This is a genomic window from Verrucomicrobiota bacterium, assembly GCA_016871535.1.
Classification (GTDB): Bacteria; Verrucomicrobiota; Verrucomicrobiia; order Limisphaerales; family SIBE01; genus VHCZ01.
The window spans coordinates 16,108-38,202 of the sequence record VHCZ01000031.1 but is presented as its reverse complement, the minus strand read 5'-3'; the positions used below and the strand labels follow the sequence as shown (position 1 = coordinate 38,202).

Below are 22,095 nucleotides of genomic sequence, written 5' to 3'. Positions count from 1 at the left end.
TTTTCGCGCCAAAGGCCGCCTGGCTTCGTTGCTCCTCAGTCGAAGATCCAGGGAGGATATTCTCCTTCGTCGCGCCTCGCCATCCGGCCTTTGGCGCGAAAACAGGACCCCGCGGAATTTTCGGACACGCTCTGAGGAGAAACGAAGCCAGAAAGCCAAATCGCCCCAGCCCTCCGGGGCGGGGCGGCGCCTGGCCGTCTGCGGCGTTGCTCGTCGGTCCCAGCCCCAAAACGGGGATGCTCCCTCCTCGCGCCTTGCATCCGGACAGGCGGCGCTCCCGCCAAAACCGGAAGCTATTTTTGCACAGACCCTAAGGCCCGCCCGTGTGGCAGTCGCTGCAGAGAAATTCTTTGTCATATTCCTCACCCGGATGCCCGAACTTCAAACCGGCCGGATTCAGTTTCTCAATTTGGGCGCCGTTTCCTTGCGCCAGAATGAGGTGGCAGGCGTTGCAGTCGTTGGCCTTGATCATGCTCTTGCCTTCGGCGCTCGTGTGCTTGCCGTCATGGCAACGAAAACAACCGGGCCAGTCTTTGTGGCCGATGTTGTCCGGATACACGCGCCAGTTGGCCTTCATTTCGGGAAAGAAATTATCCCGGTAAATCTGCTGGACGGTTTGAATCGTTTTCCGGAGGCGGGGGGTATCGGGATAGGCATTGGCCAGATGGGTCGCGATCTTCTGCAGCGCATCGGTTTCATTGGTGTAGCACTGGGTCAGCGTATGAACCGCGTTGGTCTTGATGAACGGGAGCGCCGGATCGATCTGGTCGAGTTTCATGGCCAGATCCACGGCGGAGTTCGGCGACTCGAAGATGTGCGCCGGACGATTGTGGCAGTCCATGCAGTCCATGACGCGGATGGCGTCCGGGTCCACCGTATTGGTAAATCCAGGCGAACGGAATTCGGTCACCACGCCTTGATGATCGGTGAGCCGGACCCACGGGATTTTCTGCCGGGCTGGATCTGCGGCGTAGTATTCAACTTTGTTGCCGACATTCATGTGCCAGTGGATGCCGCCAACCGGACCGTGGGTGGGGTCGCCGCCGCCGACTTTGAGCAACAGCCGGATTTCGTGCAGCGTGTTCGTTTGATCGCTCAGAAAGTAGGAATAGGTTCGGTCCAGATTGCCGACGAATTTCTTCGGCCAGTGGCATTGCTCGCAGGTTTCCTGCGCCGGACGCAGATTCTTGATGGGCGTCGGAATCGGGCGGGGAAAAATGTCCTTCAAGGTCGCATAGACCTGATAGGTGCCTGAGAGTTTGGAGCGGACGTACCAGGTTGCGCCCGGTCCAATATGGCATTCCGTGCAGGAAACTCGGGCGTGAGGCGAATGCCGGTAGGTAACCAATTCCGGCTGCATGACGGTGTGGCAGGCCTGCCCGCAGAACTCCACCGATTCTGTGAAATGATACGTGTGGTAGCTGCCCATGGCCGTGAAAAGAAGGAAGATCACGGCAATCCCCATGAAAACACCAAGGATGCGCCGGTCTCTGGGACGCGCCAAATCGATCTGCAACGGCGGAGCGACGCCGTGGCTGCGCGCTATCTTCCAGCGGCGGAGCAATACGCCCACAACAAACAACCCCAGGCCCATGACCAGGAAGGCCGGCGCCACCAGATAGGTCAGAACCCCGACGTACGGATTGGCGAAGTGCGCGAGCGAATCCAGCAGGAACAGCAGGAAGAACGCGAATACGCTGGCAACAATGATGATGAGACCGAGCAGGCTCGTCCAGTTGCGCAACAATAAGGAACGGCTGATTCCTCCGGAGGGATTGGGTTCTGGGTTCATGATTGAATCAAGGTGAACAGTGCTTTGGGTCCCGGCCCCACGCGTAGCGCAGATTTGTAATCTGCCGTATCGCGGAACTGCATTCCGCAGGGGTTCGAGAGGTTCCAGGGCTCTGGAACGGGTCGAAGCGCCGCCGAATCCAAATCGGCGGATACGGCACAGCGCGACGTAGCCGCAACCAAAGGAGCGCGGACAGCCTTGTCCGCGAGTCGTCCGCAGATGCAAGCAACGCGCGGACAAGGCTGTCCGCGCTCCGAGAATCGTAGCGACCAGCGACGATTTCGAGCCATTCTGATAGAGGGCGGCTCTGCCCTACGCGGATGGCAAGCTAAACACATACGCTCTCCAGGGAGAGGGTTCTCCATTCGCCACGGCGGCCTGTTGGCTGTCCGCTTCTGATTCTTCCCGCTGCGGGGATCAAGTCTCCCTCTCCCCTGGGGAGAGGGCCGGGGTGATGGGAACGCTGAGCCAAACCGCCAGGGACCCAATCACTTTTTCGGAAAGGCGCGCATGTAAGCAATCAGCGCCTTGATCTGATCATCCGTCAGATCGGTGAAGGGTTTCATCAACGTCTTGTCCGCTTTATCCTTCAGCCCTTCCTTGATCGCTTTGAACGCGGCGTCGTCCTTCATCTTCGCCAGGACGGCGGGATCGGTGTAGTCCTTGGCGCCAAGCTTTTTGCCCATCTTGGTGTCGCCTCTGCCGTCGCTGCCGTGGCATTTGGCGCATTCCTTTTCGTAAAGAGCCTTCACGTCCTCCGCCTGAGCTGCAGCCAGGGCCGCGCCCAGGAGCGCGATGCCGAGCAGAATCGATTTGTTTCGTGAGTTCATTTTCAGTGAAGTGATTTTCGTTTTGGCCCTGAGTCGGGCTGTTTGCGCGGTCAATATCGATTTCCGGGACGTCCCTCGCTCTCCCGGATTTGGCCATTTGTCTTCATTTCTTGAGCAGCGTCAGGACTGCTGAGCCTGCGCAGTCTGGGCCGAGGCCAAAGGCAGAAAGAGCTTGATGAAAACTCCCAGTAAAACGAACGGCAAAGCCAGCAGCGCGAGAGACAACAGCCAGCCTTCGTGCCCGGCGAATTCCAGTTTGTAATCCATGAATCCCCGCAGGCTCTTCGAGAACAGTTGGCCGCCGATGACGACGTTCCAGCGCATGGACAGCACCCCCACCAGGATCAGCACGCTGCCAATGAAATAGATCCAATGCCGTGCGGATTCCGTGAGCCGCCGCCGGAAGAGTTGAACGGCGCCGAGCAGCAACAAAGGCACCAGCGTGCCGAAGAAGGCCTGGCCGACGAGCAACGTGTAAAAAAGCCGGCCCGCCGCGAGCGATTTGAGGATGTGAATCGATTCGTCCGCCGAATAAAGCCGGTGAATCCAATCCAGACTCTCAATCGCCGCATCAATGACCAGCGCGAAGAAGAGGAATTTCCCCATGGTATCCAGGCAGTCGGTGCTGGCGGGAACCCGCCGCGCCCAGCTCAAGACCATGTAGATGAAAACGCACAACGCCATGCCGGAGACAATCGCGGAGAAAATGAAAATGATCGGCATGAGCACGTTGCCCCACCACGGGTTGGCCTTGATCGAACCGAAAATGAACCCCACGTAGCCGTGGAGCAGAAAGGCCGAAGGAATGCCGACGATGGAAATGATCCGCCCCATGCGCGCGTCCAACCGCAGCGCCGGCTCCGAAACGTCATGCACGCCGAGCGTGAACGCGCGGTAGATCACGCCGCGCAACCCGGCCTGCGCTCGCGACCACCCGACGAAGTCGCTGCGGTAATCGAACCAGAGTTCCAGGAGCAACACCGCCATCAGGTACCAGGCGTACACGAATCCGAACATTGCCATCGGCGAACTCAGATGCGGCGTTATCATGATCTCGAAGCACCGCTCCGGGTGTCCCAGATGAAGGAGCAACGGCATGGGAGCGCACAACAAAAACGCAAGCGAGGTGAGCAAGGAAAGGCGGTACACCGGCTCCAGCGCCCGCACGTTGAAGACGCGGACGAGCGAGGCCATGATGAACGCGCCCGCGACCAATCCGGTCACGTACGGATAAACGACAATCAGAACGCTCCACAGCGGGTGGACGGTCGCTTCGTTCGGATAAGCGAAGCCTTCGACACGCGGCAGAATATCAACGATGCTATTGGTGAGGTTGTGATTCATACTAGCGCACTTCCTTGTCCAGTTCGGCGTAGAGAACGCGCGGCGCGGTTCCGAGGTGCGGTTTGAGGCTTTGCGCCGCTTTGTTCTTCTCGATGAAGCGGTGGATCGGATCGTTCGCCACCGGGTTCTTCAGATCGCCGAAGACGCGGGCCTCGGTCGGGCAGACTTCCACGCAGGCCGGCTTAAGCCCGCGAGTGATCCGGTGGTAACACAGCGAACATTTTTCGGCCGTTTTCGTGACCGGATTCATGAACCGGCAGCCGTACGGACAGGCTTGAATGCAAAACCCGCAGCCAATGCAGTATTTGGGATCGACCAGCACCGCCCCGTCCGGCGTGTCGAAAGTCGCGCCCACCGGGCAGACCTGGGAACACGGCGAATGCTCGCAGAGGTTGCAGAGCTTCGGCACGTAAAAGGATTTCAGGATTTGCTCTTTGGGCACCAAACTCGGTGGAAAACCGTGCATCCCTCCGTTGGGCGAATCGACGAGGGTCTCGCCGCGCATCTCGCCGGAGCCGGGTTCCGGCCGGGTAATGACGTAGCGCTCGATCCAGGTGCGGAAATAATTCGGCCCGACCGGCACGGCGTTCTCGGTCTTGCACGCTTCGACGCACAACCCGCAGCCGATGCAACGGTCCACGTCGATCGCCATGAGCCATTTGTGTTTGGTGGGGTCGTAACCTTTGGGCGTGTGCGATGACACCAACATTTTCTGCACCGCCGCTTTGGCTTTGCGGGACAGGGACAGAGTGAGGGCGCCGGCCAGAGCGCCAGTGAGGGCGCGCAGAACGCTGCGACGGCCTAAGGGCAGGCTTTGAAAATGCCCTTTGGATGGAACTGGCCGCTGGCTCGTTGCGATTTTCGGCGGCAGGTTGCCGCCGAAAACGGGCTGGTAGCCCGTTCCACCCATTTTCAAAACAAGCTCTAAGAGTTTCTTCATGGAACTTCGTTCGGTTGATGAGGCACGTGGCATTCCGTGCAACGCTGCCCGGTGTAATGCTCCTTGGACTTGACCTGCTTGAGCCATTTCGGACGCGCCGGGTCAGCCTCGTGACAACGCACGCAATGGCTGTAGGTCAATTTGCTGACGGAAACATCCGGGTTCTCGGCGTGCGCCTGGCCCGTGCCATGGCACGATTCGCAAGCCACGGTTTTGTGTTCGTATTTGGCCAGGCGCTGGACCACTTCCGAGTGGCACTCGTCACAGGCCTTCTGGCCGGCATACGTCGTGGGCCGCGCGGCAATCTCATCGAGCGCCACCGCGCGGTACCAGCCATACATGCCGAAGGATTGAGGCGTCAAAAAATACCGGGCCGTCAGATAGAGCGTCACGATCACCGCCGTGAGCAGGAGCAGCCGGGAGATTTGAGGAGGAATGTGAAGCCGCATAAAACAGGGATAACGCTAGTCATCCGCTCCACGGATTGCTTCGTGTGGATTGCTGAAGTTTAGGCTTTTTTTGTCTGGTGACGCGCAGCAGGCGGGGCAATCAATCCCAACGGCTCAACCGCAGATAACTGCGGCGCGGAAGCCGCAACCGAAGCCGTTGCAACGTTACATCGTTAAACCGTTGAATGGGTTAAATGGCCCGCCTTCTGAGAAACAAAAAAGGCGGGCGCAAGGCCCGCCTCGGTGCATGGCAGAGGAACGCAGTTACTTCTTGCCAAACTCTCGAATATACGCGACGAGCGCTTTGATCTCGGTGTCGCTCAGCACGTCCCCGTACGGTTTCATTTTCGTTTTGTCGCCTTCCTTCATGCCTTCTTTGACGTGCTTGAAGGCGAGGTCATCCTTCAATTCCGCGAGGACCTTCGCATCGCTGTAGTCTTTAACTCCGGATTTCTTGCCCATTTTGGTGTCGCCTTTGCCGTCAGGGCCGTGGCACTTGGCGCATTGCTTGTCCCAGTTCTCTTTGACATCCGCCGCGAGGGTCGAAACCGCGGTCGCGCAGAGAAGGCCCAGGCTTAACCACATGATCTTTTTCATACGTATCCAGTTTCAGTATTGAGGTTCACTTCTTGAACGCGCGGACATACGCGACGATTTGTTTGATCTCCTCGTCGGACAATTTGTCCGCGAAAGGCTTCATCAGCTCTTTGCCGTTCTTGTCTTTCATGCCCTCCTTGATTTGCTTGACCATCCGGTCGTCGGTGAAAGTCGCCTGGTACTTGGCATCAGTCAGATCTTTCGCGCCGGCTTTCTTGCCCGCTTTGGTTTCGCCTTTGCCGTCTTTGCCATGGCAGGAAGCGCAGTTCTTGTCCCAGACCTCTTTCACGTCGGCGCCGCGCGCGGTCATCACGGTGGCGAAGAGCAGAGCGCCCGTTAGCAATATCAGTCTTTTCATGAATCTCTCGGAATGGTTATGTGCTTTCAGAATTCTTGTCCTGGCCATGGCCAATATTGGTCTGGCCCCAACACCGCGAACCTACGGGCGGACGCGTCCGACTGCTGCTCGAATCTTGGCAATTGATCTCCTTCTTTTGGATACCTGGCCTTAGGGTCCGTGCAAAAATAACTTCGGATTTTGCTGGAGGCTGTTTGGCTCTCTGGCTAGGCGCGAGCGACGAGCAGACCCGCTGCGGTCTGAAAGGAGCGAGCAACAACGCCAGAGAGCCAAACAGCCCCAGCCCTTCGGGGCGGGGCGGCGCCTGGCCTGCGGCTTCGTCGTTCGCTCGGTCACAGACCGCTGCGGGGATGCTCCCTCGCTCACTCCTCGCCGCAGGCCAGGTGGCGCTCCCGCCAAAATCCGAAGTTATTTTTGCACGGACCCTTAAGGCCAAATTGCGAAATCCGAAATCCCAAATCCGAAACAAAGAAGGAGATTCACTTGACCAGTCCGCCGGTGTGGCACTCTGCGCAGGCGAAGTCGGAGTACTCGGCGTCGATGTGGAAGAAGGGAAGGCCCTTGGGGTTCAGCGTCTCGAGTTGCGGACCGCTGCCCTGGGCCAGGATGATGTGGCAAGAGTTGCAATCGCTCGCTTTGATGGAGCGTTTCCCGTCCGCCGTCTTGTGCCGCCCGTCATGGCACCGGAAACACCCGGCCCAGTTCTTGTGGCTGATGTTGTCCGGATACACGCGCCAGTTGGCTTTCATCTCCGGGAAGAAGTTGTTGCGAAAAATGTCCTGCACCTCGCCCACCAGCGAGTCGATTTTGGAATAGTCCGTGTAGGCGGCGCGCAACACGGCGGCGATTGTCTGGAGCGCCTCGGACTCGGTCGCGTAGTTCCGCGTCAACACTTCGACAGAGTTCGATTTCACCCACGGCAAACGGGGATCGATTCGTCCCACGGACATCGCGAGATCGACCGCTTCATTCGGCGAGCGAAAATGGTGGGCGGGCCGGTTGTGGCAATCCATGCAGTCCAGACGGCGAATCTCCAACGGCTTGGGTTCGCCTTGAAAATCCTTCGTGCGGTATTCCGTCACGACCCCTTGCGGATCGGTGAACCGGACCCAGGGAATCACCTGCCGTTGTTCGTCGCTGGCGAAGTACTCGACCTTGTTTCCGAGGTTCATGTGCCAGTGGATGCCGCCGGCGCGTCCGGAGCGGGTTTCGCCTCCCCCGACGTTGAGCAACATCCGGACAGTGAAGGGCGTGTTGGTTTCGTCGGCGAGAAAGTGCGAGTAAGTGCGTTCCACGTTGCCGACGAATTTCTCCGGCCAATGACAATGTTCGCACGTCTCCTGGGCCGGGCGCAGATTCTTGATCGGCGTTTTGATGGGCCGCTCGAAATTGTTGGCCACGGTGGAGGCGAGCATGCGGACGCCGTTCAGCTTCGATTTGAAATACCATGCCGCGCCAGGCCCGACGTGGCATTCCACGCAAGACACCCGCGCGTGCGGCGAGTTCTGGTAGGTGACGAACTCCGGTTTCATCGGCGTGTGGCACGCCTGGCCGCAGAATTGGACCGACTCGCTCACCTGATACGTGCGATGGCTGCCGAATGCGGTCAGGAGCAGGAAAATCGGCGTGCCAACCAGAAATCCCGCGAGAAGTTTCTTGTCCTGCGGGCGGGCCAGATCAATCGTGATGCGCGGAGCCGGCGCGCCGGGCAACGCCTTATGAAGCTGCCACCGGTGCAGGATCACGCCCGCGGCCACGAGCGCCATCCCCGAGATCAGAAAGCCGGGCGCAACCACGTAGGTCAGGATGCCCATGTAGGGATTGCGGTGCTCGGCCATCAGGTCGATGGCGAACAGCAGCACGAAAGCGAAGAAGCTCCCAATCGCGAGAATAAATCCCGCCAGGCTCAGCCAGTTTCGCACCAGGCGCGGGTGGCGTGGATTGTCAGAGGAATCGGTCATCGCAACTTGGAATTCGCCCTCTCTTCCCTGCGAAGGGAGGAGAGGGACGGGGAGAGGAGAGCCATCTTCATTGGTTTTTCCCCTCTCCTCAATCCTCTCCCCTCTTGTTCCTCACGGGGCGAGGAGGAAGAGGAGGGGGTTTCAACAACCTTTCATGGACCTGGCGATTCTTGGGCGGCCTAAGGAGCCTTCTTCAAACTGCGCAGGAATTTGATCAGCTCCATGATCTCCGCGTCCGTGAGCTTGTCCCCGAGCGGCTTCATCTTCTCCTCGCCTTTCTCGGTGAGACCCTCTTTGATCGCTTTGAAGGCTTTGTCATCCTTCAACGCTTCCTGAACTTTCGCGTCACGATAATCTTTGACCCCGACCTTCTTGCCCATGCGGGTGTTGCCGCTTCCATCCTTGGCGTGGCAAGAGGCGCAATGTTTGTCCCAGAGCGCGGCGGAATCAGCGGCGAGGGCCGTCCCGGCGAGGCAACAAAGCGCCGCGACCAGACTGGCTTTCAGAATCATTTTCATAAGAATCTCCGGCATCGACCACGCCCGGAAAATTATCGAGGTGAACGATCCTTGGCAAGGTCAGGCGGTAAGGCGAGGTAGGGCGAGTCCGCCCCGGCGAGCCGCTCGACGTACCCGGAACACGTCCGGTGCAAGCGCATCTCTGCGATGCTGCGATGGACAAATCTATGTTGCATATGCAACACGAACTTGTCCATGCCGCCTCGGCTCGCTGGGGACATGCTCGCCCTACCACGAGGCTCACAAGAGGATCCGGATCGCGCTTGGCAACAGGAGCGCTCTTACGGAAACTCCGCGGGCGAACACAGACCAGGCTATGGCAGGCTTATCACGGCGCGCGACCGTTGCGGATCTGGCTCAGGAGCCGTTTCGCATATTTTTCCCAACCGGCGTGCTGGCCGGGATTACCGGGGTTTTGCTGTGGCCGCTGCATTTCTGGGGATTCAGCAGCTTCTATCCGGGCCAGGGCCACGCGCGGATCATGGCCTCCGGATTTTTCGGAGCGTTCGTCTTTGGATTTCTCGGCACGGCGCTGCCGCGCATGCTATCCGCCGAGCCGCTGGGCTTGCGCAACGTCCTGCTGATTCTCTCTCTGCACGTCTCGATGGTAACGGCCTACGCGATGCAGAAGATACTTTGGGGAGATCGAATCTTCCTGGCGCTATTGACGCTGTTCGCGGTCCTGATGCTCAACCGCGCGAGAAAACGCCAGGACACGCCGCCGCCGGGGTTCGTGCTCGTGGGATTGGCCTTCGCGTGCGCGCTTTCCGGAGCCGCGCTGGCGGTGTTCCAGCCCGGCGGGGAGGAAGGCGGGGCTTACTGGGTCCTCTTGCAGCGGCTGCTGTCGTATCAGGGATTCGTGCTGCTTCCGATTCTCGGCGTGGGGCCATTCATTTTGCCGCGGTTCTTCGGGCAGAAGAGCTCGCATGATTTTCCCGAAATGCTCGCCCCCTCGGCCGAATGGCGGAAGAAAGCGGCCCGGGCGCTGGTTGCGGGAATCGTGATCGTGGCGTCGTTCTTCCTGGAGGTCGAAGGCTGGCATCGCTCGGCCTATGCGGTTCGATTTGCGACGGCCCTGGGTTACCTCGCCCTGGAATTTCCATTTTCCAGGCGCGGAACCGAGGCAGGCAACGCGCTGGCCACGTCGTTGCGAATCGCGTTCGCCGCTCTGGTCGGCGGATTTATTCTGATCGCGCTGGTTCCGGCTTATCGCGTGAGCCTGCTGCACCTGACGTTGATCGGCGGCTTTGCTGTCATGACGTTCACCGTCGCCACGCGGGTTGTCTTTGGCCACAGCGGCAATCTGCCCAAGCTGCGGGAACGCCATGGCTGGCTTCTGATCGCGGTCGGCCTGATGCTGCTCGGCATGGCGACGCGCGTCAGCGGCGATTTCTGGCCGAAGATTATGGTTTCCCACTATAACTACGGCGCGATCGCCTGGATCGGCGGCGTGCTGGTCTGGGCTTGGCGTGTTTTCCCCAAGCTGTTGCAGGCTGAAGGGGAATGACCCGGATCGGCCGATTTGCAATCGGTTCGCTACGGCGATCTCCAGAGCCCTTGAGCTTGTCGGAGTTTTGCGGAATGCGATTCCGCGAATACGGCGCAGCGCGGCGTGGCCGCAACCAAAGGAGCGCGGACAGCCATGTCCGCGAGTCGTCCGCAGAGGCAAGCAGCGCGCGGACAAGGCTGTCCGCGCTCCGGGAATCGTCGCGGCGCGCGACGATTTCGGGCGATACTGATAGATTGAAATCTGCGCTACGCTAAACGCATACACCGGAGCCTCGCCGATCGGAAAGTCGTAGAAGCCGCGCCATCAGACGATCGCATTTCTTGACGGAAGAGTGTGGTCGGCGAGGGCGCCGACCACAGCACGCGGGGGCGCGTGCGGTCCCCAGGTCAAGGCGTGCGTTAAATTTAGAACAAGTACCGCAAGCTCGAGTAAACCAGGTGAGCTTCGTAGTCGTTGTGGCCGCCGGAGGTTTCGTCCCGATTCTGGAAGTAGCCGTATTTCACCGTGCTGACGAGGTTCTTCCGAATGCGATGGATGATCGCAGCGGTGACGCCGTGCTCTTCAGCGCCGACGCCGTAAGGCTGGGTGAATTGGGAGTCATCCGCGTAGTTGTCCGCGCGATAATAGAAGTACTGCGCCTGCAAATCGGTCTTGTCCGACAGCGCGTAGCCCGCCGCGGCTGTTGCATTCCAGTAACTGTTGTCCACGTTCGACACCAGGTTCGTGCCGGGCACGGACCGGGCTGTGGGCGATTGGGTCTTGTCCCAAACATAATTGAGGCTCGCTTGCAAGTAGAGCCGGGGGATCGGAGTCCACGACACGCTTTGGCTCAGAATATGGCTGCGCGCCTCGGCGCTCTGGACCGGCGCCAGGTAATCTCCGATGGTCTCGATGGTCGAAAGCTGGAAATCGTATCGGCTGACCAGAGTCACATTGTCCAGCGGACGCATTGTCACCCGCACGTTCACGTCGTCCGTCTCGAAATTCTGGTCCCGGAAAAACGCCGGATAGCGATTGGAGGACGGCGGCGCATTGGTAGCCGGCGTATCGAGGAGGTGGTCGTAACTGTTCTCCCGGATCTTATGGTAGTACTGCGCCCCCATATTGAGGCGCCGGATCGGATACCAGTTGGCGCCGGCGACGTATTTCTGGGTAAAACGGGTCGAGTCCGTGTCCCGGACCAGATCCACCACGCCTGTGGTCGCTTCCAGTTCGCGCTCCATCAAATCGCCTTCGCCTTCGAGCAACTCGGCTCGCGCATAAAAGGTCCAGTTCGTGAGGCCGGTGTAACGCGCTTCCAGGCTCTGCGATACATCCAGAAATCCGCGCTCGCGCAAGTTCAGCAAACCCTCGGAGACCGCCGCGAACGCCGGGCCTGCGCCCACGTTCGTTTCGGTGAATTCCGCCACTCCGTCCAGGTCCTGTTTCTCCACGCGCACCGACGGCACAATGGCCCAACCGCTCCAGGGCGTGAGCATCAGATTGAAGTTGCCCACGTGTTGTTTGACTTGCGCGCCGCCGGTCAAACCGAAGAAACCTTCGTCCCGCTGCTGCCGCCGCGCAAAGAGCGGGTCGTAGATCGGATCGTAGTCCGCGCCGTAAATGCGGCTGCCGGAGATATCCGTATCGAGAGTCGTGAACGAATAACCGGTGGTGACGAGGACTTTCTCGTTCAGCCGAGTCTCTGTAAAGGCGTGGGCGTTGAACAGGTCGGTGTCCACTCCTTCGCGGTGGGTGAGGACGCGATCGCCGGTGGCTTCACCGGGGCGCCGCCGAATATTGAGCGAATTGTCGTTCTTGGAGAATTCGTAGCGCAAGCCGGCGCCGAGGTCAGTGTTGCCGATCTTGTGCTTCACGTCGGCCGCAAAAATGTCCCGCTCCTCGTCAAGGTCTCTAAACGCCGGGACAATGCCGCGCGCGCCCGCTCCGCCGGTGGTGTTGGAGTCGCCCCAAATCGTCGAGTCCTTGCGTCCATCCCGGAATTGATGGCTGTATCGGAACGTGAGTTCCGGTTTGTCCGGCAGCGTGAGGCCGCCTTCGAACCACGCTTCGCCACGGTCTAGCGTCAACTCTTCATCGTAGATCGAGAACCATTGGCCGTTCCTGGGAAAGTACCCGCCGCTGCCGTCGAACCAAGACCGGAACTCCTTGTATCCGGCGCGAAGATAGCCGATCTCCGGATTGGACAACTCGAGTTTCAGCGAATAGTCATCGGTGTCGAAGATGCCTCGCCCCTCGATGGAGAAGAGACCCTTCTTGCCCACGTCCTGCTCGTAATGAAAACTTTCCACGCCGCCAAAAGCGCTGCCAGGCAGCCCGTATCGGCGCTGGTAAGCCGCTTTGTCGCCTTGCAGCAACACGCCGCCGGCCGAGACGTCGAACCAGTTGCGGTAGTCCGCGGCCGTGTCGTCCGCTTTCTTTTCCAGCGCGGGTTTTTTGTCTCCGGCCGCGGCGGCGGAGGCTCCCGGGTCGGCCGCCTGGGCGGGCCAATTGATCAATCCGGCGCTGAACAGCGCGGAAGTGACCAGAGCGAATTGCTGCCGTCTGTTTGCTCGCCGATCTAGTGCGTTCATCGATGCTCCTACTGGGTTAGTGAGTTTGCGGCCGTTAAAATCTGAGAGACGAACCAATCTGTGAGCCGTGCACGGCTTCGTGACAGCCCGCCGACCAGCAACTGCCCCGAGGCAGCCGCGTGGTATGATCCTGCCCGCCGATGACAATGCGGCCGGCCGTCGTCTGCTGCTGGAAATGGCATTTCATGCACAGCATCGAATTCCGTTCCTTGAGCATTCTCTGATTCACCGAACCGTGGACTGCGTGGCAAGTCGTGCAGCCTTCGCGAACGGCTTCGTGCTCGAAAACGAACGGGCCGCGTTGCGCCGTATGACAACGACCGCACGTGTCGAACTCCGTGGCCAGCGCCGTGCCTCCGCCGATGACGGCGTCGCCTTTGTGCGGATCGTGGCAATCCCCGCAACTGATCTTGCCCTCCACGACCGGGTGATGGTGCGGCAGGTTGAACTCGCCCCGCTTGTCCAGATGGCACTGAAAACACGCGTCCGGGGATTTCCGCGGGTTGATGATCGTGTGGTGCGCGCCGCCCGATTCGCTGTGCAGGCTGCCGGGGCCGTGGCACGATTCGCAGCCCACGTTGGCCGCATTTTGGCCGGGCGCCTTCAACCGCGCGTGGGTCGCGGCGTGAAATCCCTTCGTAATGTTCTCGTGACACTGCGCACAAGTTTCCGAGCCGACGAACGTGGCCCCGGGGATATTGGGCGGCGCCACGACGACGCGCGTGACACTCACGCACGAAACCAGGATGGAGGCGGCCAACAGCGTGCCCAGAACAGCCAGCCGCCTGGGCGGGCCGAATCGGGCCAGGCCGGTTCTTTTTTTCGGGGGAACAGAGTTCACTTCGGAGTTCATAGGTTTTTGTTCTTGGTTTCCCGTGTCGGATCCCGTCGCTGCGTCTTTGCGGATAATGCTACACGGAGGTTGGAAGGAGGCTGCACATTGTTTGGCTTTTCTTCACCCTTTTTTTGGCTATCGCGCGATTGTCACGAGTTCTTTTGCTTCCTGTCTTGCCACACACACGCGAATCGGGACTGCCGTCAGAGACAGACCGTGGCCGGCAGTTCCAGGCCGGTCGGCGCTTCGTAAATCTCCGCGCAACGGTGACATACACTTTCCTCAAGAGTCCACGCGGGAAATTCTTTCCGGATCGCGAACACAGTATCCTCTTTCAGCGCGGGCCCTTCAATCCAATCAAATGCCGCGAAACCGCACAAAGGGCACGGCGCGCCCGGCGCCCGCCGATGCGAACCGCTCAAGCCGCGTGGATCGCGCGCCAGGTCCAGCAACGCCGGGTGACGCGGAGAAGCGCCGGTCCACAATGACTCGAAAAGCGCGCGGCGTTGATCGGCGTCGAGGAAGTTGTAGGCGCGCTCGAATTCATCGCGCCTCCGTTCCATCGCTGCCTCCGTCGCGCGACCCAGGCCCGTGAGCCGGCCGTCAATGGTGACGTCCCAGAGCAGCCGGTAGCGTTCTTGAACGAGACGCTTCTGCGAGGCCGTTTCGCCAAACTGGCTCGCATCGCGCGCATAACCAAAAGACGGATCGACCATATCGCTGACGTGCATCAGTTCGTGATTGAGAAAGGCCCGCAACGCCGCGTCGCGCGCGAAGCGCTCGGCTCGCAGCGCCACAACGCCATGGCGTTCGCCGCTCGCGTTCACGTAGAGATCGGCGCCCTCTTCGAATTTGTTGCGCGCTTTGCGAAACGCCATCGCCTGGAGGGATGGCTCCAACAGCGGGAAATCCGCAGCGACTGCAGCCAACCCTCGGTCGAGATCCCATTCGTGAAACCACGCGGCGTGAAGGCGCGCGAAACCCGCATTCCGCTCGTCCGGATCCGACATCGCGTAGGCCCTCTCGCGTTCGCGGTAATAGCGGCGAATCTGTAGCGCGGGAATTCCGGCGCGCTTCCCGCTCACGCACAGGAAGACCACGCTCTCGATCAATTCGTCGTCAAAGAGAAGCCTCATGGCGGAAATGACCGATTCCTAACGTCGAATGTCGAAAGAATACGAAAGCACGAAACTCGAATGGCGATGGAGCACAACCGCCAGATGTTCGGACTTGGTCAAAGCCACAGGCCAAATGGGGCGCAACCCGGAGGGCGGCAGTTCTTTTGCGGCCAGACTTCGTGGCTCGCTCCTTACAGACCGCGGATGGGTATGCTCGTCGCTCGCGCCTTGTCTGGCCGCAAAATCCCTTGCCGCGAACGTCATCGTATTTATGTCCACGACCACTAAGGCAACTACGTAACCGCCGTGGCTCCGGGCGGCAGACTGCGGATTCCGCAGCTTGCGCAAAGGCTCTCGTCCGCTTCATCCACCGGACGAAGCAGGAGATCTTCGCTTCCGGCGGCGACGCCAAGCCGCCGGCATTCCTCCTCGATGAATTCAAGGGTGAATTCCGCCAAAGCTCCGAGCACGCCTTCTCCAGCGACTCGCGCGAGCCGCCGCGCGAAAGCGGGGGTCCAACGGCCGAGATGCTCGCGAAGAAAACCCTTCTGAGCGTCGCGGCACACGGGCAACTCGAGGTCGTCCAGTTGGTGTTCGAGAGCGTAGGCTTCCTTGGCGGCGAGCACCGACATGAATTCCAGCTCAATGCAGATGTGGTCCGGACGCTCCGTCGCGTCCTCGGTGATTTCGAGGCCGAACGCGCGGTAGTAGGCCGCCAGATCCGCCAGGCGATGAGGTTGGAAGAGCGGATCGGCTTTCAGATCCCCATATTCGATTTCATTCAACGGGCACGAACCGCGAGCCGCGTGGCCAAAGACCGCGATGTAATCCTGGAGGAACGGCTCGAAGTTCCGGCGTTGCAGATGCCGGAGTAATTGGCCGGCCCGGTTCCTCAGAGAGCTTTCGAGGAGCGCACGCGCCCCGCGTGCGGTTTGCGGCGCCTCGCCGCCGTCCGGCACCGCCGGCAGGCAGCATTCTGCCCTTGGTGCGGACACCGCATCCGCTGGCAACGCGCCGGCGGAAACACGCGCGGGCGCGGGCGCTCCCCTGGACACGGTAGGGCGAGTCCGTCCCGGCGAGCCGCTCGACGAGCCTGGAACACGGCCCGTTCGCCTCGCTGAGGACAGGCTCGCCCCACCTTGCGCTTCATGAGAAGTTACCGGCAACGATGGATCACAGGTCAAAACCAGAACCGAAGTCCAGAAGGCGCCCTGGACGGTGGGCTGCGCGAGCCAGTTCCAGCCTTCCTCCGTCGGATACTCGTACGCCTTCGCCAAAATGCGGTAAAGGAAGGACCGCGCCAATGCGCGGTCGATGGAATTTTGCAGTGTCTCGACCTGCAGACCAATGCCAACACCGTGTTCCCCCTCCCCCTCACGGAGAGAATTCTCCGAACCGTTTCGCACATTGAACGCTTGAATCGGTTTTTTAACCACGGATTCCGCGGATTTCGCGGATGAAGAAGCGATTTTATCCGTGTTATCCGCGTAATCCGCGGTTGAATCAGTTTCGTGGGGAGGGGAAAGCCTTGGAGATTCTCCACTGGAGTGGACCGGCGTGAGGGGACCCGGCGCGCGGTTGGTTTTGAAGTTCCCGAACACCGAGCGCGGACTCTCATTCCGCACTCCGCACTCCGCACTCCGCAATTCTTCAGATGGAGTTGGCATGCTGGGCTCCTCGGACGTGCAACGGTTCCTCGACGGTCGTTTCGATGATCTTCCTCCCGTCCTTGCCGTAGCCGATGATGGTGTCGTTGTAGAGTTCGAACTTCTTGCCGCGAATTTCGGTCTCGAACACCTTCGGACCTTCCTTGATCTCGTAGCGGAAACACATCCGGGCGTCCTTGCCGAACAGTTGCAGAACCGCCAGCAGTTCGCGATCGGGATTGGCGTATTTCTCGACGGCGGCGTCGGCGCCCGGCCCGAACATTTGCCGCAAGTACGCGCGAGGCACCCAGCGCGGCGGAATATAGTAGCCGTTCGGTTCGGTGCCGAATTGCGGGTAAAGCGGCAGCGCGACCTTCGCGACGTGCACCAGATAGTAAAGCGGGTGATAGCGGTCTTCTTTCCACGTGCCGTCCGAATTCATTTGCACCAGGCCCTGCAAGCGAATGTGCCCGACGCACGCCGCCATGCAACGCGTTTGCATCGGCAAGCCGCCGCCATCGGGATCGCGGCCTTCGACGCGCGGGAAACATCCGATGCATTTCTCGCTCGTCCGCGTCGTGCCTCGATAGAAACTTTTCTTGTACGGACAAGCCTCCATGCATTTCCGGTAACCGCGGCAGCGTTCCTGATCGATCAGGACGATGCCGTCTTCGGGCCGTTTATAGATGGCGTTGCGGGGACAAGCGGCCAGGCAGGCGGGATATGTGCAGTGATTGCAGATGCGCGCGAGATAGAAGAACCACGTCTTGTGCTGCGGCAAGGCCTCGCCGCCCGTGAAATACTGTCCCTTCTGCCCTTTTTGGCCGCCGGTGGGATTGTCCTCGTAACGATTCGGCGCGGACCATTCTTCATCCGTCGGCAGATAACCCAGGGCGCGCTGGGCGCCTTCCGGGCTGACGTTCGTTTGCGCGACTTCAAAAATGGTTTTGCCTTTGAATTGGCCGTAGGGAGCTTTGAGGTCCTTCGGTTGGCTGTTCCAGGTTTGGCCTCCGGGATTGGCTTGATCGAGCAGATCGAGGAGCTTGACGTCCCAGTGGTGCGGATAACCGCCGTAGGGCTTGGTCTCGACGTTGTTCCACCACATGTTTTCCTGCCCCTTGGAGAACGTCCACGTGGACTTGCACGCCATGGTGCAACTCTGGCAGCCGATGCAGCGGTTCAAGTTGAAGACAAACGCGAATTGGGAATTCGGGAACGCCGCGTCATAGGGATACTCCATGTCGCGGCCCAGTTGCCAGTTTAAGACCTTGCTCATCGCATCTTCTGGTTAAATGGTTAAATCGTTAAATCGTGAAATCGGTGTCCGGCTAGTTATCCAACCGAGGAATCGCGCCCCCCATCGGGTCCGTCATGTTCGGATCAACTGGGATCGCCTGGTTCCGTTCGGAGGCCTCCGATGAAAGTTCGCGCCGTTTCGCCTCACCCTGGCCCTCTCCCTCATGGAGAGGGAACATTGATTCCATCGCAGGCGAAGTGGCCAGGGCTTCCGATTTGAACCCGCACGCCAAAGGGTTCTCCTCCCCTTGGGAGAGGGCCGGGGTGAGGGGGATCGCGGCTCCAGCCTGCCAGGTGACCGGTTTCCCCCAACGCGCAAACACCTCGGCGATCCGCTCGCGCACGAACGGTTCGCCGAGATTCTGCAGCACCATGTTCACGCCGATGTAATAAGGGTTCCGGAACAACGCGAGGATCTGCTTGGGGTTGTAACCCAGGCGCATGAACTCCTCGATAAAGCACTCTGCCATCGCGTCGGTTGTGTCTTCGTCCGTGACCAGACCGACGCCGCAAAGTTCCATCGGATCTTCCGGATCAAATTCGTCTTTGGGCATATTAATTCTTCAACCCAAGCGGGGCATCACACACCAACCCGCGTCGCCGGCACCGCGGCCCGGGCTCGCGGCGCCCCAGAGTCCAGCGGGGTTTGGGCGTCTCAGTGTTTTGTTCTTCTGCTTCTTCACAACCGTTTTTCGGCGTCATCTCTCTCGCTTTTGGTGTCTGATTCGACGCCGTGCGAGCCGTGGAATCGTTCGTCTTCATATTCTCAATCCCTATTCGAATCCGGCTTTGGTGGGCGCGCCGGCAATGCCGTAGCCCCCGGCCAAATACTTCTTCATCACGTCGTTCTCCGCATCGGGCGACAAGCCCTCCGTGCCAGGCTTCCATGGGCCTTTGCCGCCCAGTCCGCCGTCTTCGGCTTTGGTGACGCGGACCAGACATTCCTTGGGCACGGTGTTGATCGCGTGATTGTCCGCTTCACCGCCAAAAATAAATCCCATGAACGCTTTGGTTTTGTGGAAGAGCGTGTCGGTCTGGTGCATCGGCATGTGCCAGTTCCGGTTGATGGATTGTTGGGAACCAAACCGGAAGTTCGAGATGTAGCCCGTCTCCGTCAGCGACAACCCATCCGGCCGCGTCTGCTGCGCACGCACGGTCTTCTCGGTCGCGATGAACGTTCCGTGCTTCATCATAATGACATGATACGGATAGGCCGAGTTGAAGGTCACCCGCAGCATCAGGCGGCTCACCTTGTAAAACGGATCGGAAGGCGTCGCGCCAAGATACGGGCGATCCGCGGGGTTCGCATCCACATACACGTAGTCGCCATCCTTCAGTCCGAGATCGCGCGCGGCTTGCGGATTCATGTGCACTTGATGCTCGCTGACGTTGGGCAAGCGCTTGTCGATGCGATACGGGTCGCCGAAGTTCGAGTTCCAGATCAAGTGCCAATCCACGTTGGCCCAGGAAGAATGGACGCTGTGCCGCGACTTGGGCGTGAGGCAATAAAACTGGAAACCGCGGCGCCAGAGAAAGTTTTTCGTATTCTTGACCTCGGCCCAGGGCAATTTGACGTTGCGCACCGTGCGTTCATCCCAGTGCTCGGCCGTGAGCGGAATTCCGTAATCATTTGGCCGCACCCACGGGTTGGAGCTGACGATGACATTGGGCAGGTACGGCGTGGCTTCAGGCCCTTCGCGGTGAACGATGAAGTTTTCTCCGCAACTGATCGCGGTGGGATCGTCGCTGTAAGAATGGAGCCGGCCCGTGTCCGTGTAGAACGGCCAACTGTCATGAACCTGCTCGTAAAACGGAATGCGCGGGTAAGTCCGGAAGTTCATGAGACATCCGCCCGGCGGCCCATACTTGCCGGCCATGATATCGCCGAGCTTGTAACCCGCGGTCGTCGTGCAGGTGTCGAGCAAACGCTGGATGTAAATGCTCCGCTTGCCTTCGTGCTCGAACTTGAAGTAGTCGCGGAAGCGTTTGTCGCCGGTCACCTTGGCCAGGCCGTTCGCAATGCCTGCCAGGATCGTGAGATCATCCTTGGTGTCGTAGATCGGTTTGATGCCGCCTTTCCAGATTTGCAGGAACGGATTCGAGCACGACGCCGTGATTTCCAAATCTTGGAATTCGAGCCAGGAATTGGCCGGCAGCGCGAAGTCGGAATACTCGACCGTGGCCGTGGCCTGAATGTCCACCGAGACGATGAGTTCAATCCTTGGGTTCACGTTTTTGATGACGCCGTAGGCCCACTTGGCGTTGTTGATCAAGTTCACGTTGGTGAACAGGATCGCCTTCGTCGGCGTCGGCATGTGCGTCTTGCCTGTGAACACTTTGCGGCCTTCCTTCGGCGTGTTGACGATGAGCGGAATGTCGCCGTGATTCCAGTACGCCGGTTCTTCGTCTTTCGTGTAAGCGTGCGCCTCGACATCGCGCCCGTGCGCTTTCGGATCGAGGTTCGGATGGAACGGATCCTCCGCCACCCAGCCTTTGAAGCCCGGGCCGGTAAGTTTCGATCCCTGGAACAAGGCGGCTTTGTAATTGCCGGCCCAGCCGTGGCAGCCCGCGCCCGGTTTCCCAATGTTGCCCGTGAGCATCACCGGTAGATACGCGGCGCGATTGGCCTCAGTCGCGTGGAACCAATGGTTGATCCCTTCGCCCTGGTGGATCGAGCACGGCTTGATGGTCGCGATATCTTTGGCGAGTTGCTCGATGAGTTCCTTCGGCGCGGCCGTGATTTCCGCCACCGCATCCAGATCGTAGTCTTTGAGGTGAACGCGGTAGAGCGTCCAGGCGGTCTTCACTTCCACCTCAGTGCCGTCCACCAGTTTCACCTTCCACGTGCCATCGAGCACGGGGTCGATGCCGGACTCGGAGAGCTTCTGGCCGACGAGATCGCGGTGAATGGCTTTGGGCGAATTCGACTTCGCGTCCCAGACTATAAAGTCGCCCAGTTTGGCGTGCTGTTCGTCCGTCAGGCCCTGCACCTTTTTGCTCGCGCCGTCGGCTGGCAACGCGCTTTTGTAATTCGGGATGATTTCCGCAGCTCGCAGGCGCTTGAGATTGTCGGATCGGACTAACAACGGAAAGTCGGTGAACTGCTTGACGAACGTTTCGTCGTACCAACCCTTGTCCATCATCAATCGCGTCACGCCCAGCCACAGCGCGGCGTCGGTTGAAGGCCGCACGGGAATCCAATAATCGCACTTGGTCGAGGGCGCGCCGTATTCGGGAGCGATCACGACGATCTTGGCGCCGCGCTCCATGCACTCGATGAACCAGTGCGCGTCGGTGATTTTGTTTTCGACCAGGTTCTTGCCGTTCATGATGATCAGCTTGGAAGAACGGAGGTCGTTGAAATCCGATTCGGAATTCTGCAGCCCGTGAACCCACGGCTGGCCGGGCGCCTGGTCGCCGTGCCAGGTGTAATTCGACCAATTGCGTCCCGCTTTGGCCTGCTCCGGCTTGACGCCGCGCACGTGAACATCGAGCAACGCGAGCGAATTGTTCAGCCGGTACATGCCGTATTTGCCCAGGACGCCGAGCAATCCCATGCCGCCGCGCATTTTGATCGTGCGCGTGCCGGCGCCGCCCATCTCCTCAATCATTTCCGGCGGATAGCCTTGCTCGGCGAGGAATTTGCCGCCCTCGGTTCCGCTGTAACGGACCGCAATCGCTTTCAGACCTTTGGCGATGAGCGTGAAGGCGTCATCCCAGGAAACCCGGTCGAACGTGTCTGTTCCCCTGGAATCAAATTTGTATTTCGCGCGGAGTTCCTTGGTCAAATACGGGAAGCCATCGTCGGCCCAGCGTTTCCACCCGCGGCGCACGATGGGATGCTTCAGCCGGTACGGACCGTAGAGCACGCGATGGAACGTGTAGCCTTTGGCGCAATGGCGGTTGCCCCAGTTCCACGACGCTTTGTTGCCGTAGAGATCGGCGTATTTGCCGACGTCAAATTCCTCGCCCATGCGGATGATCACGCTGTTGCGAACGTGGGCTGTGATGCGGCAGTTGTGCGTGTCGTTCGGAGCGCAGACCCAGGAGAAGGAGCGGTCGTAAGCGTACTGATCGCGGTAGAGCTTTTCCCAGCCGCGATTCGGATAATGCGCCAGGGGATTCGCCACGGCTTCCTGGGCTTGCAAGAATCGGAGAGGCAGCATTTGCGCCGCGGCAAGGCCGGCGCTGAGGAGGCCGCTTCGTTGGATAAAATCGCGGCGTGAGAGGTTGTCGGATGTCATAACGTGGTTCTTCGCTGTTTTCAGTGGAGCCGCGCCGGTGGTTCGATCGTCACCTTCCCCCGCACCCCGTTCCTCTCCCTTGGG

Annotated in this window: 18 protein-coding genes; 1 reads left to right on the top strand and 17 read right to left on the bottom strand. The window is 59.8% G+C overall.

The window, feature by feature from the left end; genetic code table 11:
- The 10 genes from FJ398_06590 to FJ398_06545 form a co-directional block, all read right to left on the bottom strand.
- A partial coding sequence (locus tag FJ398_06590) for a hypothetical protein (protein MBM3837619.1) occupies positions 1-229 on the bottom strand: 229 nt, incomplete at its 3' end.
- 81 nt (positions 230-310) lie between these two features.
- Positions 311-1,792, bottom strand: a complete 1,482-nt coding sequence (locus FJ398_06585) for a cytochrome C (GenBank protein MBM3837618.1) — start codon at positions 1,790-1,792, stop codon at positions 311-313.
- Positions 1,793-2,280: 488 nt separating this feature from the next.
- Positions 2,281-2,622 carry a cytochrome c gene (locus FJ398_06580; GenBank protein ID MBM3837617.1) on the bottom strand — a complete coding sequence of 114 codons (342 nt, stop codon included), beginning with the start codon at positions 2,620-2,622 and terminating at the stop codon, positions 2,281-2,283.
- A 120-nt stretch (positions 2,623-2,742) separates the two neighbouring features.
- On the bottom strand, positions 2,743-3,966 hold the full coding sequence (locus FJ398_06575; protein MBM3837616.1) for a polysulfide reductase: 1,224 nt from the start codon (positions 3,964-3,966) through the stop codon (positions 2,743-2,745).
- A gap of 1 nt (position 3,967) precedes the next feature.
- On the bottom strand, positions 3,968-4,675 hold the full coding sequence (locus FJ398_06570) for a 4Fe-4S dicluster domain-containing protein (protein ID MBM3837615.1): 708 nt from the start codon (positions 4,673-4,675) through the stop codon (positions 3,968-3,970).
- Between the two features lie 227 nt (positions 4,676-4,902).
- Positions 4,903-5,355, bottom strand: a complete 453-nt coding sequence (locus FJ398_06565; protein MBM3837614.1) for a hypothetical protein — start codon at positions 5,353-5,355, stop codon at positions 4,903-4,905.
- A gap of 264 nt (positions 5,356-5,619) precedes the next feature.
- A complete protein-coding gene (locus FJ398_06560) occupies positions 5,620-5,952 on the bottom strand; it encodes a cytochrome c (GenBank protein ID MBM3837613.1) in 333 nt (110 codons plus the stop codon).
- 25 nt (positions 5,953-5,977) lie between these two features.
- Positions 5,978-6,358 (bottom strand): cytochrome c, encoded by a 381-nt coding sequence (locus FJ398_06555; GenBank protein ID MBM3837612.1) that lies wholly within the window; start codon positions 6,356-6,358, stop codon positions 5,978-5,980.
- 431 nt (positions 6,359-6,789) lie between these two features.
- On the bottom strand, positions 6,790-8,271 hold the full coding sequence (locus tag FJ398_06550; GenBank protein ID MBM3837611.1) for a cytochrome C: 1,482 nt from the start codon (positions 8,269-8,271) through the stop codon (positions 6,790-6,792).
- A 179-nt stretch (positions 8,272-8,450) separates the two neighbouring features.
- A complete protein-coding gene (locus FJ398_06545) occupies positions 8,451-8,804 on the bottom strand; it encodes a cytochrome c (protein ID MBM3837610.1) in 354 nt (117 codons plus the stop codon).
- Here FJ398_06545 and FJ398_06540 point away from each other — a divergent pair.
- The gene (locus FJ398_06540; GenBank protein MBM3837609.1) at positions 8,650-10,296 is read left to right on the top strand and encodes an NnrS family protein; all 1,647 of its coding nucleotides are present in this window, start codon (positions 8,650-8,652) and stop codon (positions 10,294-10,296) included. The genes FJ398_06545 and FJ398_06540 overlap by 155 nt on opposite strands.
- Before the next feature lie 407 nt (positions 10,297-10,703).
- On the opposite strand, the gene FJ398_06535 is transcribed toward FJ398_06540, so the two are convergent.
- The 7 genes from FJ398_06535 to FJ398_06505 all read right to left on the bottom strand — a co-directional run bounded on the left by FJ398_06535 (position 10,704) and on the right by FJ398_06505 (position 22,011).
- Complete coding sequence (locus tag FJ398_06535) at positions 10,704-12,872, bottom strand: hypothetical protein (GenBank protein ID MBM3837608.1); 2,169 nt, start codon at positions 12,870-12,872, stop codon at positions 10,704-10,706.
- Positions 12,873-12,906: 34 nt separating this feature from the next.
- Positions 12,907-13,725, bottom strand: a complete 819-nt coding sequence (locus FJ398_06530; GenBank protein MBM3837607.1) for a hypothetical protein — start codon at positions 13,723-13,725, stop codon at positions 12,907-12,909.
- A 185-nt stretch (positions 13,726-13,910) separates the two neighbouring features.
- Positions 13,911-14,843: a hypothetical protein gene (locus FJ398_06525; GenBank protein MBM3837606.1), complete on the bottom strand. Its 933-nt coding sequence runs from the start codon at positions 14,841-14,843 to the stop codon at positions 13,911-13,913.
- A gap of 275 nt (positions 14,844-15,118) precedes the next feature.
- Positions 15,119-16,492 (bottom strand): hypothetical protein, encoded by a 1,374-nt coding sequence (locus FJ398_06520; GenBank protein ID MBM3837605.1) that lies wholly within the window; start codon positions 16,490-16,492, stop codon positions 15,119-15,121.
- Entirely contained in the window at positions 16,476-17,747 is a 1,272-nt protein-coding gene (locus FJ398_06515; GenBank protein ID MBM3837604.1) for a nitrate oxidoreductase subunit beta, read from the bottom strand. The genes FJ398_06520 and FJ398_06515 overlap by 17 nt, the downstream gene beginning before the upstream one ends.
- A 52-nt stretch (positions 17,748-17,799) precedes the next feature.
- Positions 17,800-18,321, bottom strand: a complete 522-nt coding sequence (locus FJ398_06510; protein ID MBM3837603.1) for a hypothetical protein — start codon at positions 18,319-18,321, stop codon at positions 17,800-17,802.
- 219 nt (positions 18,322-18,540) lie between these two features.
- Positions 18,541-22,011 (bottom strand): nitrate oxidoreductase subunit alpha, encoded by a 3,471-nt coding sequence (locus FJ398_06505; GenBank protein ID MBM3837602.1) that lies wholly within the window; start codon positions 22,009-22,011, stop codon positions 18,541-18,543.
- Positions 22,012-22,095: the final 84 nt, after the last annotated feature.